This window comes from Promicromonospora sp. CA-289599 (assembly GCF_050936155.1).
GTDB lineage: Bacteria > Actinomycetota > Actinomycetes > Actinomycetales > Cellulomonadaceae > Promicromonospora.
This window is the reverse complement of the sequence record NZ_JBNJNI010000001.1, coordinates 5,007,053-5,022,383: the sequence shown is the minus strand read 5'-3', so window position 1 is coordinate 5,022,383 and position 15,331 is coordinate 5,007,053. Positions and strand designations below refer to the sequence as shown.

General features: G+C 71.3%; 20 protein-coding genes. 8 read left to right on the top strand and 12 right to left on the bottom strand.

The window, feature by feature from the left end; all coding sequences use genetic code 11:
* The first annotated feature begins 7 nt into the window (after positions 1-7).
* From ACQEVI_RS22350 to ACQEVI_RS22335, 4 genes are all read left to right on the top strand, one after another.
* On the top strand, positions 8-2,764 hold the full coding sequence (locus ACQEVI_RS22350; RefSeq protein WP_432902991.1) for a PKD domain-containing protein: 2,757 nt from the start codon (positions 8-10) through the stop codon (positions 2,762-2,764).
* A gap of 146 nt (positions 2,765-2,910) precedes the next feature.
* Positions 2,911-3,657, top strand: a complete 747-nt coding sequence (locus ACQEVI_RS22345; RefSeq protein ID WP_432902988.1) for an SDR family NAD(P)-dependent oxidoreductase — start codon at positions 2,911-2,913, stop codon at positions 3,655-3,657.
* Between the two features lie 56 nt (positions 3,658-3,713).
* On the top strand, positions 3,714-4,172 hold the full coding sequence (locus ACQEVI_RS22340) for a MerR family transcriptional regulator (RefSeq protein ID WP_432902985.1): 459 nt from the start codon (positions 3,714-3,716) through the stop codon (positions 4,170-4,172).
* Positions 4,144-5,148: an aldo/keto reductase gene (locus ACQEVI_RS22335; protein WP_432902983.1), complete on the top strand. Its 1,005-nt coding sequence runs from the start codon at positions 4,144-4,146 to the stop codon at positions 5,146-5,148. Before ACQEVI_RS22340 ends, ACQEVI_RS22335 begins: the two co-directional genes overlap by 29 nt.
* Here the strand turns inward: ACQEVI_RS22335 and ACQEVI_RS22330 are convergent.
* The 12 genes from ACQEVI_RS22330 to ACQEVI_RS22275 form a co-directional block, all read right to left on the bottom strand.
* The gene (locus tag ACQEVI_RS22330) at positions 5,137-5,499 is read right to left on the bottom strand and encodes a hypothetical protein (RefSeq protein ID WP_432902980.1); all 363 of its coding nucleotides are present in this window, start codon (positions 5,497-5,499) and stop codon (positions 5,137-5,139) included. The genes ACQEVI_RS22335 and ACQEVI_RS22330 overlap by 12 nt on opposite strands.
* Before the next feature lie 17 nt (positions 5,500-5,516).
* Complete coding sequence (locus ACQEVI_RS22325) at positions 5,517-6,116, bottom strand: hypothetical protein (RefSeq protein ID WP_432902977.1); 600 nt, start codon at positions 6,114-6,116, stop codon at positions 5,517-5,519.
* Entirely contained in the window at positions 6,113-6,679 is a 567-nt protein-coding gene (locus ACQEVI_RS22320; RefSeq protein ID WP_432906060.1) for an RNA polymerase sigma factor, read from the bottom strand. Before ACQEVI_RS22320 ends, ACQEVI_RS22325 begins: the two co-directional genes overlap by 4 nt.
* Entirely contained in the window at positions 6,676-6,945 is a 270-nt protein-coding gene (locus tag ACQEVI_RS22315) for a GlsB/YeaQ/YmgE family stress response membrane protein (protein WP_432902974.1), read from the bottom strand. Before ACQEVI_RS22315 ends, ACQEVI_RS22320 begins: the two co-directional genes overlap by 4 nt.
* Before the next feature lie 105 nt (positions 6,946-7,050).
* Positions 7,051-7,224 (bottom strand): CsbD family protein, encoded by a 174-nt coding sequence (locus ACQEVI_RS22310; RefSeq protein ID WP_432902971.1) that lies wholly within the window; start codon positions 7,222-7,224, stop codon positions 7,051-7,053.
* A gap of 138 nt (positions 7,225-7,362) precedes the next feature.
* Positions 7,363-7,971: a hypothetical protein gene (locus ACQEVI_RS22305; protein ID WP_432902969.1), complete on the bottom strand. Its 609-nt coding sequence runs from the start codon at positions 7,969-7,971 to the stop codon at positions 7,363-7,365.
* Positions 7,968-8,534 carry a hypothetical protein gene (locus tag ACQEVI_RS22300; protein WP_432902966.1) on the bottom strand — a complete coding sequence of 189 codons (567 nt, stop codon included), beginning with the start codon at positions 8,532-8,534 and terminating at the stop codon, positions 7,968-7,970. Before ACQEVI_RS22300 ends, ACQEVI_RS22305 begins: the two co-directional genes overlap by 4 nt.
* Positions 8,531-8,887 (bottom strand): hypothetical protein, encoded by a 357-nt coding sequence (locus ACQEVI_RS22295; RefSeq protein ID WP_432902963.1) that lies wholly within the window; start codon positions 8,885-8,887, stop codon positions 8,531-8,533. Before ACQEVI_RS22295 ends, ACQEVI_RS22300 begins: the two co-directional genes overlap by 4 nt.
* Complete coding sequence (locus tag ACQEVI_RS22290) at positions 8,884-9,075, bottom strand: DUF2273 domain-containing protein (protein ID WP_432902960.1); 192 nt, start codon at positions 9,073-9,075, stop codon at positions 8,884-8,886. Before ACQEVI_RS22290 ends, ACQEVI_RS22295 begins: the two co-directional genes overlap by 4 nt.
* Entirely contained in the window at positions 9,072-9,518 is a 447-nt protein-coding gene (locus ACQEVI_RS22285) for an Asp23/Gls24 family envelope stress response protein (RefSeq protein WP_432902957.1), read from the bottom strand. Before ACQEVI_RS22285 ends, ACQEVI_RS22290 begins: the two co-directional genes overlap by 4 nt.
* Positions 9,519-9,674: 156 nt before the next feature.
* On the bottom strand, positions 9,675-10,712 hold the full coding sequence (locus tag ACQEVI_RS22280; protein WP_432902954.1) for a YdcF family protein: 1,038 nt from the start codon (positions 10,710-10,712) through the stop codon (positions 9,675-9,677).
* Between the two features lie 56 nt (positions 10,713-10,768).
* Positions 10,769-11,836: a MerR family transcriptional regulator gene (locus ACQEVI_RS22275; protein ID WP_432902951.1), complete on the bottom strand. Its 1,068-nt coding sequence runs from the start codon at positions 11,834-11,836 to the stop codon at positions 10,769-10,771.
* A gap of 136 nt (positions 11,837-11,972) precedes the next feature.
* Here ACQEVI_RS22275 and ACQEVI_RS22270 point away from each other — a divergent pair, with 136 nt between their 5' ends.
* Genes ACQEVI_RS22270 through ACQEVI_RS22255 form a run of 4 tightly spaced genes read left to right on the top strand, consistent with a single transcriptional unit; the run spans position 11,973 to position 15,331 of the window.
* On the top strand, positions 11,973-12,749 hold the full coding sequence (locus tag ACQEVI_RS22270) for an ABC transporter ATP-binding protein (RefSeq protein WP_432902948.1): 777 nt from the start codon (positions 11,973-11,975) through the stop codon (positions 12,747-12,749).
* On the top strand, positions 12,746-13,555 hold the full coding sequence (locus tag ACQEVI_RS22265) for an ABC transporter permease (RefSeq protein WP_432902945.1): 810 nt from the start codon (positions 12,746-12,748) through the stop codon (positions 13,553-13,555). Before ACQEVI_RS22270 ends, ACQEVI_RS22265 begins: the two co-directional genes overlap by 4 nt.
* 10 nt (positions 13,556-13,565) lie before the next feature.
* Complete coding sequence (locus ACQEVI_RS22260) at positions 13,566-14,729, top strand: sensor histidine kinase (RefSeq protein ID WP_432902942.1); 1,164 nt, start codon at positions 13,566-13,568, stop codon at positions 14,727-14,729.
* Positions 14,726-15,331, top strand: coding sequence for a response regulator transcription factor (locus ACQEVI_RS22255; protein ID WP_432902939.1), 606 nt, complete (start codon positions 14,726-14,728; stop codon positions 15,329-15,331). Before ACQEVI_RS22260 ends, ACQEVI_RS22255 begins: the two co-directional genes overlap by 4 nt.

The following is a 15,331-nucleotide window of genomic DNA, read 5'->3' as shown; positions in this document are numbered from 1 at the left end:
AGTACTGATGTCTGCACCGCACCGCCTGGCACGCCGTCGGGCACTGGCCGCGACGACCGGTCTGGTCGTCGCGCTCGGTGCCCTGGTCCCCGCCACGACCGCCGCCACCGCCCACGACGTCCCGGCCGGCTCCGACCATGCCGGGACCACCGAGTTCGACAAGGTCCCGCTGGTCACCGAGGGGCTCGCCGACCCGTTCGAGCTCGACGTGGCCGACGACGGCCGCGTCGTCTACATCCAGCGCACCGGCCAGGTGGTCGTGCTGGACCAGGAGACGCTCCGCCAGAAGACGGCCCTGGACCTGGACTACTCGCTCGACCTGCTGACGCAGTCCGACGGCCTCCTGGGCCTGACCCTGGACCCGGACTTCACGGAGAACGGGTGGCTGTACCTGCTCTGGAGCGACCCGGACGTCGCGAAGATGAACCTGTCGCGGTTCACGATGGCGCCGGACGACACGATCGACCCGGCGTCGGAGAAGCGGCTGCTCGACTTCACCATCTGGCGTGGCGAGGGCCGCGCCAACTCCCACATGGCCGGCTCGCTCGCGATGGGTCCCGACGGCGACCTGTACGTGGCCACCGGCGACAACGCCGACCCGTTCGACCAGGCGGGCTATACCCCGATCGACGAGCGTCCCGGCCGCCGCGGCTGGGACGCGCAGGGCACCTCCGCGAACACGAACGACCTGCGCGGGAAGGTGCTGCGGATCACCCCCGAGGACGACGGCACCTACTCGGTCCCGGAGGGCAACCTGTTCGCGCCGGGTACGGAGGGCACCCGCCCCGAGATCTACGGGATGGGCTTCCGCAACCCGTTCCGGATCACCGTCGACCCCGGTACCGGCGCGGTGCTGATCGGGGACTACGGGCCCGACGCCCGCGTGGCCGACCCGCTGCGCGGTCCCGACGGCCAGGTCGAGTTCGTCCGGATGACGCAGCCGGGCAACCACGGCTGGCCGTACTGCCACGCGGACAACCAGGCGTACATCGACTACGACTTCGCGACCGGGGCCTCCGGCGAGGCGTTCGACTGCGCCAACCCGGTCAACGACTCCCCCAACAACACGGGCCTGCGCGAGCTCCCGCCGTCGCAGGAGCCGCTCGTCTGGTACGGGTACGGGGTCTCGGAGGAGTTCCCCGAGCTGGGCTCCGGCGGGGCGGCCCCGATGGGCGGCCCGGTCTACCGGTTCGACCCGGAGCTCGACGTGAAGACGAAGTTCCCTGAAACCTTCGACGGGCACTGGTTCGTCTCCGAGTACGCCCGCAACTTCTACAAGGTGCTCTCGCTGGACGAGGGCACGGGTGAGCTCGCCTCGATCGACCCGTTCCTGGAGGGCGAGACGTTCGTCGCCCCGTTCGAGGCCGAGTTCGGTCCGGACGGCTCGCTCTACGTCATCGACTTCGGCCTCGGCCGGGGCGCGGGCCGAGGGAGCACCAACACCGACGCCGGCATCTACCGCGTGGACTACGCGGCCGACGGCCGGCGGCCGATCTCGCGGTTCACCGCGGACGTCGACTCCGGCCACGAACCGCTGACCGTGGCCTTCGACGGCGGCGCCAGCGAGAGTCCGGACGGGCTGGAGATCACCTACGAGTGGGACTTCGAGAACGACGGCGTCGTCGACTCCACCGAGGCCGCCCCCACGCACACGTACACCGAGCGGGGCCAGTTCGGTGCCCGCCTGACGGTCACCGACAGCGACGGGTTCACCGGCGTCTCCGTGCAGAAGATCACGGTCGGCAACACCCGGCCGGACGTCTCCTTCGGGGCGCCGTTCCACGGCGGCTTCGCCGAGCTCGGCGACACGGTCGACTACTCCGTCGACGTGGACGACCCCGAGGACGGCTCCACCGAGGCGGGCACCATCGACTGCGAGCAGGTCACGGTGAACACCCAGCTGGGCCACGACACCCACGCGCACCCGCTGGACAACTACACCGGGTGCTCGGGGTCGGTGTTCCTCGATCCGGCGGACCACGGGGTGGGGCAAAACGTCTACCCCGTGCTCGGTGCCGGCTACGAGGACCTCGGCAGCGGCGGCGTCCCCGCGCTGGCCGGCCAGGACGTCATCAACCTGCAGGTGCGTGACAAGGAGGCCGAGTTCTTCGCGGACAGCTCCGGCGTGACCGTGTCGGACGGCGCCGACGCCCGGGGCGGCCGGCTGGTGACCGACGTCGACCACGGTGACTGGATCGCGTTCGGCCCGGTCGACCTGCGCGGCATCGACGCGCTGACGGTGGGCGCCGTCCGCGGCGCTTCCGACACCACCGTCGAGGTGCGGACCGGTAGCCCGACCGGGCGCACGCTCGGCCGGGTCGAGATCGCCAGGGCCACGGGCGCCGGGCAGGTCGTCTCGCCCACCGTCGAGCTCCGGGAGCGGCGGGGTGCCACCACGCTGTACCTCGTCGCGAAGAGCAGGCGCGAGCCGGCCGGCGGCGCGAACCTCGGTCTCGACTGGCTCGTCTTCCACGGCCGCGGCGTCGCCGACACCACCGCCCCGGTCGTGACGGCAGAGGCCGGCCGTCCGATCGTGCGGGCAGGGCGCCCGGTCGACCTCTCGGGCTCCGCGATCGCACCTGAAGGGCGCGACATCGTCTCCTACCAGTGGGACCTCGGAGACGGGACGACGACGGAGGGGCCGACCGTCACGCACGTCTACGAGGAGCGGGGCAGATACACCGCCCGGCTGATCGCGACGGACAGCGAGGGGACCCGCGACTGGACGACGGTCGAGATCACGGTGGTCGGCGGCAGGAGCTGACCTTCGGCCACGACAGGACAGGTCGGGCGGCGGTCTCCCGGTTCAGGGGCCGCCGCCCGACCTCCTCGATCCTCGCATCCTGGGTGCGGCGCTCCTAGGCAGTCTCGCCCTTCTCCGGTCGCCGCCGCGGCCGAAGACTCAGGGTCATGAACAACATCGTGATCATCACCGGCGGCAGCCGCGGTATCGGCGCCGCCACGGCACTCGCCTGCGCCCGGAGCGGCCTCGGCGTCGTCATCACCTACAACAACAACCCGGACGCGGCCGCGGACGTCGTCGGCAAGATCCACGCCGACGGCGGCACGGCGGTAGCACTGGAGCTCGACGTCACCGACGTCACCACCTTCCCCGCCTTCGCGACGACACTCCGCGGCACCCTGCGGGAGACCTGGGGCCGGACGGACTTCGACCACCTGGTCAACAACGCCGGCTACGGCCTCTACAACCCCATCGCCACGGTCACCGAGGAACAGTTCGACGGCCTGTTCCGCGTGCACCTCAAGGGCCCGTTCTTCCTCACCCAGACCCTGCTGCCGCTGATCGCCGACGGCGGTCAGATCGTGAACCTCGTCAGCGCGACAAGCCGCGTCGCGACCACCGGCGTCGCACCGTACGCCAGCTTCAAGGGCGGCCTCGAGGTCCTGACCCGCTACATGGCCAAGGAGTTCGGCGACCGCCGCATCCGGGCGAACTCGGTCGCCCCCGGCGCCATCCGTACCGAGCTCGGTGGCGGCCTGAACGACGAGTTCGAGACGCAGCTCGCCGGACGCACGGCCCTGGGCCGGGTCGGCGAGCCCGACGAGGTCGGTGGCGTCATCGCGAGCCTGCTCTCCGATGACAACCGCTGGATCAACGCCCAGTCGATCGAGGTCTCCGGAGGGTTCGACATCTGACGCCCGACCGCCGGCCGAGCAGGCGGCTTGACCTGTAGCGCGCTATAGGTTGTGTCATGGATCGTGTGCCGCCCGCTCTGACTCCGCAGCTCGAGGTCGACGTCCCCGACGAGGGCCTGTCGATCGGCGAGGCCTCGGCCGTCGTCGGGCTGAGCGTGCAGGCCTTGCGCTACTACGAGCGCGAGGGGCTGCTGCTCGACCCGACGCCACGCCGGAGCAACGGTCATCGCCGCTTCCACCGCAACGACCTGGACTGGCTCGTGGGCCTGGTCATGCTGCGGGAGACCGGGATGCCCATCGCTGAGATTCGTCAGGTTGCCGCGTTGAGCCGAACCCCTGGGACGGAACGCGAACGCCTCGAGGCTTTCGAGCTGCACCGGCAGGCCGTTCTCGCGCAGCTGAAGCGGACACAGGAGCACCTCGCGGCACTGGACACAAAGATCGCCGCGTATCGGGCATACGTGGCCGGCGAGGAAGGAACGATCCATGACGAACACCCACCAGCGAGGCCTTGACCCCGTACTGCTCGGCGACGGGCTGAGCGTGCCGCCCATCGGTTTGGGCGCGATGGGGATGAGTGCCTACTACGGCGCGAGCGACGAGGCCGAGTCGATCGCGACACTGCGGCACGCCGTCGACGTCGGCGTGACGTTCATCGACACCGCCGAGGCGTACGGCCCGTTCGAGAACGAGAAGCTGATCGGCCGAGCCCTTGGCAGGCGCCGGGACGAGATCGTCCTCGCGACGAAGGCCTCGGCCGAGACCGACGACGACGGCACCATTCATGGCCGCAACGGCACGCGGGAGTACATCCGCAAGGCTGCCCACCGCTCCTTGAAGCACCTCGGGACCGACTACATCGACCTGTACTACCTGCACCGGGTGGATCCGGATGTGCCCATCGAGGAGTCCGTCGGTGCGATGGCGGAACTCGTCGCGGAGGGCAAGGTGCGGCACATCGGGCTGTCCGAGGCATCGACGGCCACGATCCGGCGGGCGCACGCCGTGCATCCGCTGGCCGCCGTGCAGTCCGAGTTCTCGCTGTTCGCGCGGGACGCGCTGCACAACGACGAGCTGGCGACGATGCGCGAGCTCGGCATCGGGCTCGTGGCGTTCTCGCCGCTCGGGCGCGGCGCGCTCACCGAGAGCGTGACGTCGCTCGACGATCTTGACCTCGACGACGCCCGCCGGACCCTCCCGCGCTTCCAGCCCGAAGCGTTCGACGCAAACCGTCGGCTGACGGAGCGAGTGGCGGCGATCGCTCGGCGGCGCGGTGCGACGCTGGCGCAGGTCGCCCTGGCGTGGGTCATCGGCGAGGGCGCGGTGCCGATTCCGGGCATGCGCCGCCGCTCCCGGGTCGACGAGAACCTGGAAAGCGTCAGAGTGGTGCTGTCGGAGGCGGAGCGAGCGGAGCTGGCGGAGGCGCTGCCCGCTGATGAGATCGTGGGAACGCGGGACTACGCCGAAGTCGGTGCCGGACTAGACAGGTGACGCGCCTCGCAGGGGCGGTTCATGGACGTGGACCACGGTGAGGACCACGCGCGCACCGGGTCGTTCGCGCTCCATGAGCAGGTCGCGGACGGCCCGGTAGACCGCCTGTGTCGTGACCGCGGCGCCGGCAGCCGAGTGGATCCCCATCGCGATCTCCACCCGGTCCTCTCCGTCGCCCCGGTGGACCCGGACCAGCGGCGCGGCGTCGTCACGCAGGCCGAGGCCGCGCGTGCCCGCGTCGAGGACGTTCGCGAACGGCGATCCCGGGCGGTACAGGTCCGCGACGCCGGGTATCGCACGGACGACGTCCTCGATCTCGGCCGCGACCTGGGCGACCTGTGCCGTGTTCATCGGTAAGCCTCCTCGGTTCATGGGAGAAACCGCCGCACGTCGCGGATCGTGATGTCGACGGCCGTGATGTTCAGCGCGGTGTGCGCCGCGAGCCGGGCGGTGATCTCCGCCCTGAGCTGATCCGCGACGCCTGTGAGCGGCACACCGTAGGGAGCGCTCGCCTCGACCAGGACCCGGACGGGCGCGTCAGGTTCCGTGACGTCACCGTCGAAGCGGCAGCGTCCGACGAGGACGCCGGGGACGGAGTTCTCGGCAGCACGGATCAGGCCCCGGACCGCGCCCTCGGTGATGCCCAGGTCGGCGGCCGGTCCGGGCGCGGGCAGAGGGATACGGCGTCCGGCATGCGCGTCCAGGGCGATCCCGGAGAGCACCTGCCGGACCCAGCCGTCGTCGGCCTCCGGTTCCGCGGCCGTGTCGGCGGCGATCAGCGCGGGGGTGAGCCCACGCAGCCGGTCAAGGGCGTCGAGCGCCAGCAGGCAGGCCGGAGAGCCGTCGATCGAAGGGTCCGCCGGGGTGCGGCCGGCCTCCAGATAGTCGGTGAGCTCCTCGATGGTGTGCCCGTCGAGGTCCTCCGAACCAAAGGCGAACGGAGTCGGTGCGTCGTCTTCTGGTCTCATCGCCATTCCTCCATCCGCACGATGATGTGCTTGCGTGCGCGAGCGAGCAGTCCTCTGACGGTGGTCACGGGAACGCCCATCTCCTCGGCGATCTCGTCATAGGAGTATCCGCCCACCTCGCGCAGCACCCAGCACTCCCGTTCGGCGTCGGCGAGCCTGTGCAGCGCGGCGCCCAGCGCGTCGACCCCGGCCCTCGTCTCCGCGACACGGGCGGGCGAGGAGTGAGCGGGAGCCGACGGTTCGACGTCGTCCACGCTGACCTGGGGGCGTCGCGCACGGATCCGGTCGACGGCCTTGCGACTGACGATCCGCATCAACCAGCTCTTCACCTTCCCCGGGTCCTCCAGCTCGGACAGCCGCTGCCAGGCGGTCACGAACGCCTCTTGCACGACGTCGTCCACGTCCGCGCTGGCGTTCAGGATCCGGCGCGTGTAGGCGCGCATGATCGGCGTGTACCGACGGACCAGCACCGCGAACGCGGTGACGTCCCCGTCGGCGGCGCGGCCGGCGACGATCCGGTCGTCCGCGCCGTCGAGCGAGGTCGGGGAGTGCTCTGCGCTCAGTGGGCGTTCCTGCGGCGACCGGTGATGAGTCCGTAGATCACCAGGACGAGGAGGGATCCGCCGATCGCGAGCAGCCAGGTGGACAGGGAGAAGAACGACTCCATGTCGGCGTCGAAGAGGAGCCCGCCGAGCCAGCCGCCGAGCATGGCGCCCACGACGCCGAGCAGGAGGGTGACGAACCAGCCGCCTGCCTGCTTGCCGGGAAGAATGAGCTTTGCGATGGCACCGGCGATCAGGCCGAGCAACAAGAAGCTGAAGAATCCCATGATCAAATTCCTTTGCAGAGAGATGTTTCGGGTACAGGGGAAGTTCCGGGGCCGGGGTGAGACCGCACCGTTCGACCTCGCGGTGCGGCCTCACCCCGGGGCCGGCTACTTCTTGAAGGTGTCCTTGACGTCCTCGACGGTGTCCTTGATCTCGGCCTTGGCCTGGTCGGTCTTGCCCTCGGCGACGAGCTTGTCGTTGTCGGTGACGTTCCCGACCACTTCCTTCGCCTTGCCGAGTGCGCTTTCCGCTGCGTTCTTGATCTTGTCTGCTGCACTCATCGGTTTTCCTCTCTGCGCGGCCCCCGGGACGGGTTCCGCATGGGTGAGAACTTCTGCACCTACCAGTTCCGCACGCACTTCTAGCGTGGAGCACGTGCGGCTTTTTCGCCCGCCCGAGCATCTTTCTTCCGGCCGGGTTCAACGCACCCGGGCAGCGGAGCGGAGCCCGTCCAGCCAGCTCCGGTCGGACAGGTGGACCATGACCGGTACCCGGACGCCCGCCAGCGCGTCCCACTCGTCCAGCGCGTCCTCGGCCGCGGACAGCACCCGGGACAGGTCGGCGCCGCGACGCACCGTCAGCACGAGGCTGATCGCCGGCGCCCCTTTGACCCGGTACACGGCGGTGCGGGCCGAGAGCACGTCGGGACGCTCGCCGAGCGTTCCGGCGAGCAGCGCGTCGGCGACGTTCGGGTCGACCCTGATGTGCCCGTCGCCCGACCGGAGATCGAGCACCGTCGCCGTGCGGCGACTGCGCCGCGTGCAGACGAACACCACCAGGAGAACGGTCAGCAGGACCGCCACGGAGAGGGCGACGATCAGGGCACCGGGCGCACCACCCACCGCGGGCAGGTCCGCCGCCGCCGACCTGGCCTGCGCCACGGCCGCGGCACCGGGCTCGACCGGCAACCAGCCGACGGTGTACCCCTGCGGTGCGCCGGCAAGGATCGCGGCCGCCCCGGCGACACCCAGCAGCAGACCGCACAGCAGGAGCAGACCACGGTTGAGCACTCTGCTGGCCGAGCTCATGCGACCACTCCCTCACGTGCGACGAACAGCTTCGGCGCCACGGGGAACCCGACCGCCGCGAGCGCCGCGACGGCGGAGTCCGTCGCCGCGGCACGGTCGACGTCGACGCCGCTGGTCGGCGTCACCCGGATGGTGACGCTGCCTCGGCTGACCGTGGCGGAGACCTGGCGCGGGTCGACCCCGCACCGGGCAGCTACGGCGTCGGCGACCGTGTCCGCGAGGACACCGTCGTCGACGAGCAACGCCAGGCGGTCGGTGCTGCGTGCCCGTCGCGCAAGACGACCCGGGAGCAGGGCTACGGCAATCAGTACGACGGCCAGCACGACCGCGACGCAACCGGCAGCCAGCAAGGTGCCGTCGTCACCGGCGATCGATGACACGACGGCGGCCTGAGCCGCCACGACGTCGCGAGACCCCGGGTCGACGAGCCACCACACGCTGAGGGTGACGGCCGTGACGAGCAGCACGATGAGCACGGACGCGAGGACGACGGCGGCGCCCGTGCGCGAGGAGCGCGTCTCCCGGTGCAGGACCCGGCGATGGACCGCCTGCTCCTTGTTCACCTGGCCCTCCCCTGCTTGGTACGACGGACGCCGCTGTAGCGGATGTCGACGGTGTTCACCGTGCGCCCCGCGAGGTCGCGCATACCGTCGATCACCTGCTGGCGGAGCCTGGTTCCCCGGTCCTCGACCGACAGCCCGGTGCGCGGTCCCAAGCCACCGATGACGACCGGCACGGTCACCGCGACCGCCAGCCCGCCGCGCGCATCGGAGAGCTGTACCGAGACGTCGCGAGAGGGCACGTGCGCCGCGTCCCGGGCCAGCCCGACGGCGAGGCGTTCCAGGGCTCGAGCCGTGATCCGTGTAGCCCCGGGGACGACCGGCTCTACCGCCACCGAGCGGTCCACGACCGTCATGACGAGGAACGCCTGCCGCGGAAGGCGTCCGCCAGGGCGCGGACGTCCAGCCGCCCGTCGGCCACCCGTCCGGCGGCCGCACCGATCAGCATCGCTACCGCTACCAGGAGGAACGCCCAGAATCCGAGCACGACCCAGGTCAGGGCGAGCACGGCTCCGGCGGCGGCGCCGGTGGTCGTGGCGCTCACTGGACCCGGCCCGTCTGCGGCTCGCTCTCCTGGTCGTCGTCCGTGGGCAGGTGCACGTCGTTGACGGTCACGTTCACCTCGGCGACATCCATCCCGACCAGGTCGTGCATCGCCTGGTAGATCGCGGTGCGCACGCCGTCGGAGACGGTCTGCAGGGCGACGGGGTAGTCCGCCACGATCGTCACGTCGACCGCGACCTGCTTCTCCCCCACCTCGACGCTGATCCCCTGCGTCAGGTCCGTGGAGTTGAGGGCGTCGCGGATGCTGCCGACCACCCGGGCGGCGCCGCCGCCGAGCGCGTGGACACCGCTGACCTCACGGGCGGCGATACCGGCGATCTTCGCGACGACGGAGTCCTCGATCGTCGTCCTGCCCTCGACCCGGGACGACCCCAGGGAGTCCGTCTGGACCTTCGACCGAGCCCCATCCGTAACGTTCGCCATGATGCACTCCTTCACGCTCCGTTTCGCACCCCCCTGGGTGCGAGCCGCCACAACGGCGACACACCTGAGACGGAAGCGGTCGAGCGATCGTCACAAACTTTTTCCGGCGACGGTTCCCGGCCGGGTCCGGCCGGGTCCCGCCGGGAACCGGTGAGCTCAGATACCGCCCAGGAGCCGGCCGAGCGAGAAGACCACGAATGCCACGACCGGCAGCATGAGGATGCCGAGCACGGTCACGTTGAGCACACGGTGATCGCGCAGCAGCGCGACGAACTCGCGCAGCAACGCGCTCGGCAGGTAATAACGCGCGGTGCGTGCGCCGATGGCATGCCCGTCGATGCCGAGCTTGCGGAGCAACGTGGCCGCACGGAACGCGTGATAGTCGTTGCTGACGGCCAGCACCGGTCCCTCGACACCGGACTCGGCGAGCAGCGTCCGCGAGAGCGCGAGGTTCGCCTCGGTCGTCGTCGACGCGCTCTCGACGAGCATGCGCTCGGAAGGAGCACCGAGCTCGCGCGCGTACTCGGCCATCGCCTCCCCCTCGCTGCGCGGCTCGTCGGCGCCCTGGCCGCCCGAGAGCACGAGTACCGGCGTGTGCTGCGTGCTCTGGACCTCGACGCCGAGCGCGACACGCTGAGCCAGCAACGGTGGCACCTTTCCCCCGACAAGACCGGACCCGAGAACCACGACGGCGGCCGGCGTGGCTGCTCGACGCGCGAGCCGGGCATAGACGAGCGACCAGCCGAGGTACGCGGCGAATCCCGAACCGATGTAGGCGACCGGCGCGATCAGGAGCAGGAGCACGACTGCCAGCTGCAGCCAGCCCACACGGACCGCGAGCACACCGACCACGAGCACACCGAGCATGGCGACACCGACCAGCAGCGAGAGTGTGTTCCCGAGAGACCGGCGCTCGCGGCGCAGCATCGTCATGCCGTTGATCACGAGCGCGACACCCAGCGCGACGCCCGCCACGAGCGGTACGGCAAGCATGAGCAGGCCGCCGGCCAGGTTTCTTGCCCCTTCGTCGAGCCCCGCGAGCGCGGCACCGAGCTCGAGCACACTCCCTACCAGCCACGCCACGAGCGACGTCGCCGCGAGGCCGAGCAGCACCCCGGGCAGGAGACGCCGAGGATCGCGACGGGCGAGCACGAGACCGGCGACGGCGAAGACGAGGGCGAGAGATCCGGGCACCGCTCGATCCTAAGGACAACCAGGTACGACGGCTCGCTGACGTCGTGACGGCAGGATCATCGCTCGGGGCCGGCGCCGGTCGGTCTCGCGGCGCGGATGGCTGCCGCCAGCCAACGGCCGAGCTCGGACAGGACCGTCTCCCCCGCACGGCCGAGGCCGGGGTCCGATGCTGCCTCGAGCTCGGCATCGGGCGAGGGCTCGCCGTTGATCGTGGCGACGAGCGAGAGGTATCGCCCGTGGGTCGCCTCGTAGTCGGGGTCGTGCAGCGCCTCGTGCACGACCTGGCCCATCCGGGGAAACCCGAAGGCGATGCGCTCCCACAGCTCGTCGTCGAGCGGCGCGCCGAGCGCGTCCGCGCTCTGGTGCACCAGGCGCGCGGCAAGCTCTCGCGCGTGCGGGTCGTCAGGAGCGAGACCGCTGGCGTGTGCCGCGATCAGCTTCGGCATCACGTCTTCACCGGCGGCTGCGATGAAGATCTGGACCGGCGGGGTCGAGACGATCGCTCCGGGGCCGCTGCCGTAGGTCTCCTGGAGATAGGCGCGGGTCGCGCTGCGGAACTCGGTGTCCTGCAGGAGCTCCGCCAGAGTGATCCAGGCCTCCAGCTGTGCGGCCGTCGGGTCCCCGGGGAGGCGGGGCTGCGCCTCACCCACGCGCTCGGCGACGTCCGTGGGCAGGTCGGCGCTCACCTCTTGCCAGAAGCCTGCGATCAACCGCTGGCGGTCGGCGTCCGGCATCGTCACCAGTCTGCTCATCAGGCTGATCCGTTCTCCTGGGTTCTCCTGGCGGACGAGCGCTCGGAGGACGGAGCGCCTGGTGCGCAGGTCTGCTTCCTGCCGTTCGACGACGTCCAGGTGCTCGGCGAGGAGATAGCGCAGCGTGGACTCGCCGGTCAGGACCTGACGGATCTGCTCCAGGCCGGTGCCCAGCTCGCGCAGGGTGCGGATGAAGTCGAGCTCTGCGATCGCCCGCACTCCGTAGAGGCGGTGGCCTGCGGCGGTCAGGCGGGTGGGCTCGACGATGCATTCGTCGGAGTAGAAGCGGACGGCGCTCACGCTCAGTCCGGTCCGGTGCGCGACGTCGCCGATGGGATACAGGGTGTTGTCCGTGGTGTCCGTGGTGTTCATGCGCCCACCATGCGACCTCGAGCCACTTGAGGTGCAAGCCCGCCTCCGCCCACCCGGGGACGAGATGACATGTGTCATGTCGGTCCGGTGATATCCGGCATCACGCCTGCCCGCGCTCGTGCCACAGGGTGAAGGCATGACATCGACAACTGCTCCGGCGATCGAAGCGACGGGACTGGTCAAGCAGTTCCGCGGCCCGGGTGGCGCGGTCCGCGCCGTCGACGGGCTCGACCTGGTGGTGCGGCCCGGCGAGGTGGTGGCCTTCCTCGGCCCCAACGGCGCGGGCAAGACCACGACCCTGGACATGGTGCTGGGGCTTGCCCGGCCGACGTCCGGGACCGTCCGGGTGTTCGGCAAGGAGCCGGCCCGGGCCATCGCGGACGGTCAGGTAGCGGCCGCCCTGCAGTCCGGCGGTCTCCTGAACGACCTCACCGTGAGCGAGACGGTCGAGCTGACCGCCGGGCTGTTCGGCCGGACGAGCGCCGCCGCGCCCTTCCTGCAGCGCGCAGGGATCGCCGACATCGCCCGCCGCAAGGTCGGCAGGTGCTCCGGCGGCCAGCAGCAGCGGCTGCGCTTCGCCATGGCGCTGGTCTCCGACCCCGACCTCCTGCTGCTCGACGAACCCACCACCGGCATGGACGTGCGAGGACGTCGCGAGTTCTGGACCGCGATCCGGCACGACGCCGACGCCGGACGCACCGTCGTGTTCGCCACGCACTACCTGGAGGAGGCCGACGCCTACGCCGACCGGATAGTCCTGGTCAGCCACGGGCGCCTGGTCGCGGACGGCACGGTGTCCGAGGTGAAGGCACTCGCGGCGTCCCGCAACCTCGAGGACGTCTTCCTCGCCCTCACCGCGGACCGCGAGACCGAAGAGAACGCACCCACCCCTGCCGAAGGAGCCGGCCGATGACCTCCGCCCCCCTGCCCGAGGCGACCCGACCGACGTCGGGCAGCGCCGTCCGCCCGATCGCCCGCGCCGGCGCGATCCGCACCTACCTGCGGCTCGAGCTGCGCCGCATGCTGCGAGACCGGCGCACCCTGGTCTTCTCGCTCGTGGTCCCGCCCGCCATCTTCCTGTGGATCGGCTCGTCCGCCGACAACAGGACCACCCAGATCGGCCCCGACACCAACCTCGCGGCCTCCCTCCTGGTCTCCATCGCGTTGTACGGCGCGCTGCTGACGGCGACATCGGGCGGGGCGGGCGTCGCCGTGGAGCGCGCTCAGGGCTGGACGCGCCAGCTGCGCCTGACGCCCCTGGCGCCGTGGGCGTACGTGCTGGTCAAGGTGCTCGCCTCGATGGCGGTCGGAGCCGTCTCAGTACTCCTCACGTTCGGCGTGGGCGCCTTCGCGGGTGCGCGGATGCCCGCGTCCGCCTGGGTCCTGTGCGCGCTCATCGCCTGGTGCGGTTCGCTGGTCTTCGCGGCGTTCGGACTGTTCATGGGATACCTGCTGCCCACAGCGAGCGTGGCCCAGGTCCTCGGCCCCGTGCTGACGGTGCTCTCCTTCGCCGGCGGCCTGTTCCTGCCGTTCAGCGACGGCACCGTGTTCGCCGCCGTCTCCCGGGTGATGCCCACCTATGGGCTCGCCGAGCTCGCCCGCGCTCCCCTCGGCGGCGCGTCCTTCGAGGTCGTCGCCGTCGTCAACGTGGCGGCCTGGGCCGCGATCTTCTTCGCCGGCGCGGTCTGGCGGTTCCGCAAGGACACGGCTCGGGTGTGAGGATGACGACGTGACGACGCAACAGGAACCCCCGGCAGGGCAGGCCGGAGCCAGGCCGCCGAGGCGGGTCTGGATCGGCGCCCTGCTCGCCATGGTCTGGATCGTCTTCCTGGCGATACCGCTGCGCGAGGCGGCCGGTGCCGCGACCGCACCGATGCGGGTGGTCGGCGCGGCAGGCGTAGCCGGGCTCGCGGCGCTGTTCGCCTGGTCGTTCGTCCGCCACTGGGCCGGCCGGTCCCCCGCACGGCGGACGCCGGCCGTCCTGGTCGCCGCCGAGCTCGTATGCGTCGCACTGATCACGCTGGCCGCCGGACAGGCCGGTCTGGTCGGCCTCGTGCTCGTCTGCGCCACGGTGATGATGTTCGCGTCCACGCGGTCCGGTGTCGTCGTGGTCGGCGCCGTCGTGCTCGCGCTGCTGGCCCTGCCCCGCGTGGTACCCGGCTGGCAGCCCGAGGACGGCCTGGTGCTGACCGCGCTGCTCGCGAGCCTCGCCATCTTCAGCTTCCGCCGGGCGACCGAGCGCAACCGCACCCTCCACAGGACGCAGCAGGAGGTCGCCGTGCTCGCCGCCGCCCAGGAGCGCGACCGGATCTCCCGCGACATGCACGACATCCTCGGGCACTCCCTGACCGTCGTCTCCGTGAAGGCGGAGCTCGCCACGCGCCTGCTGCGCGCCGATACCGAGCGCGCCGGGGACGAGGTCGCGGAGATCCAGGCTCTCGTCCGCTCCACGCTCGCGGACATGCGCGGCATGGTGTCGGCCGAACGCCAGGTCACCCTCGCGGGCGAGCTCGCAGCGGCCCGTTCCGCCTTCGACGCGGCAGGGATCGAGGCGGACCTGCCCGGCGCGGTGGACGAGGTCGCCGAAGACCACCGCGAGGTCTTCGCCTGGGCACTGCGTGAAGGCACCACCAACGTCCTGCGCCATGCCGCGGCCCGCCGCGTCACGGTCACCCTGGCCCCGGGCACGCTGCTCGTCGACGACGACGGCCGCGGTCCCGGCCGGGAAGGGCAGACGACCGGAGGAAACGGCCTGGCCGGCCTGACCGAGCGCGCCCGGTCCGTCGGCATGGTCGTACGGACCGGGCCCAGCCCGCTGGGCGGACTGCGGCTGGCGGTCCGTGTCCCGGACAGTGACAGGTCCGACGACATCGACGACAGGGACGCCACATGATCAGGCTGCTGCTGGCCGACGACCAGGCACTGGTGCGCGGCGCGCTCGCGGCGCTGCTCGACCTGGAGTCCGACCTGGAGGTCGTGTCGCAGGTGGGCCGCGGCGACGAGGTGGTCACCGCCGCCAGGGAGGCGCGGGTCGACGTCGCGCTGCTCGACGTCGAGATGCCGGGTCTGGACGGGATCGCCACGGCGGCCGCGCTCACCCAGGCCCTGCCGGGCTGCCGGTCGCTGATCGTGACCACCTTCGGCAGACCGGGCTATCTGCGGCGCGCCCTGGACGCGGGGGCGAGCGGGTTCGTGGTCAAGGACACGCCCTCCGGCGAGCTGGCCGATGCCGTGCGCCGCGTGCACGCGGGACTGCGCGTCGTCGACCCGGACCTGGCGGTCGCGTCGCTCACCATCGGGTCCAGCCCGCTGACGGACCAGGAGGCGCGGGTGCTGGTCCTGGCCGCCGACGGCGGGACGGCGGCGCAGATCGCCCACGAGGCCCACCTCTCCGAGGGCACCGTACGCAACTACCTGTCCTCCGCCATGGGCAAGTCCGGGGCACGCACGCGGGCCGAGGCCGTACGTGTCGCGCAGGACAACGGCTGGCTCTGA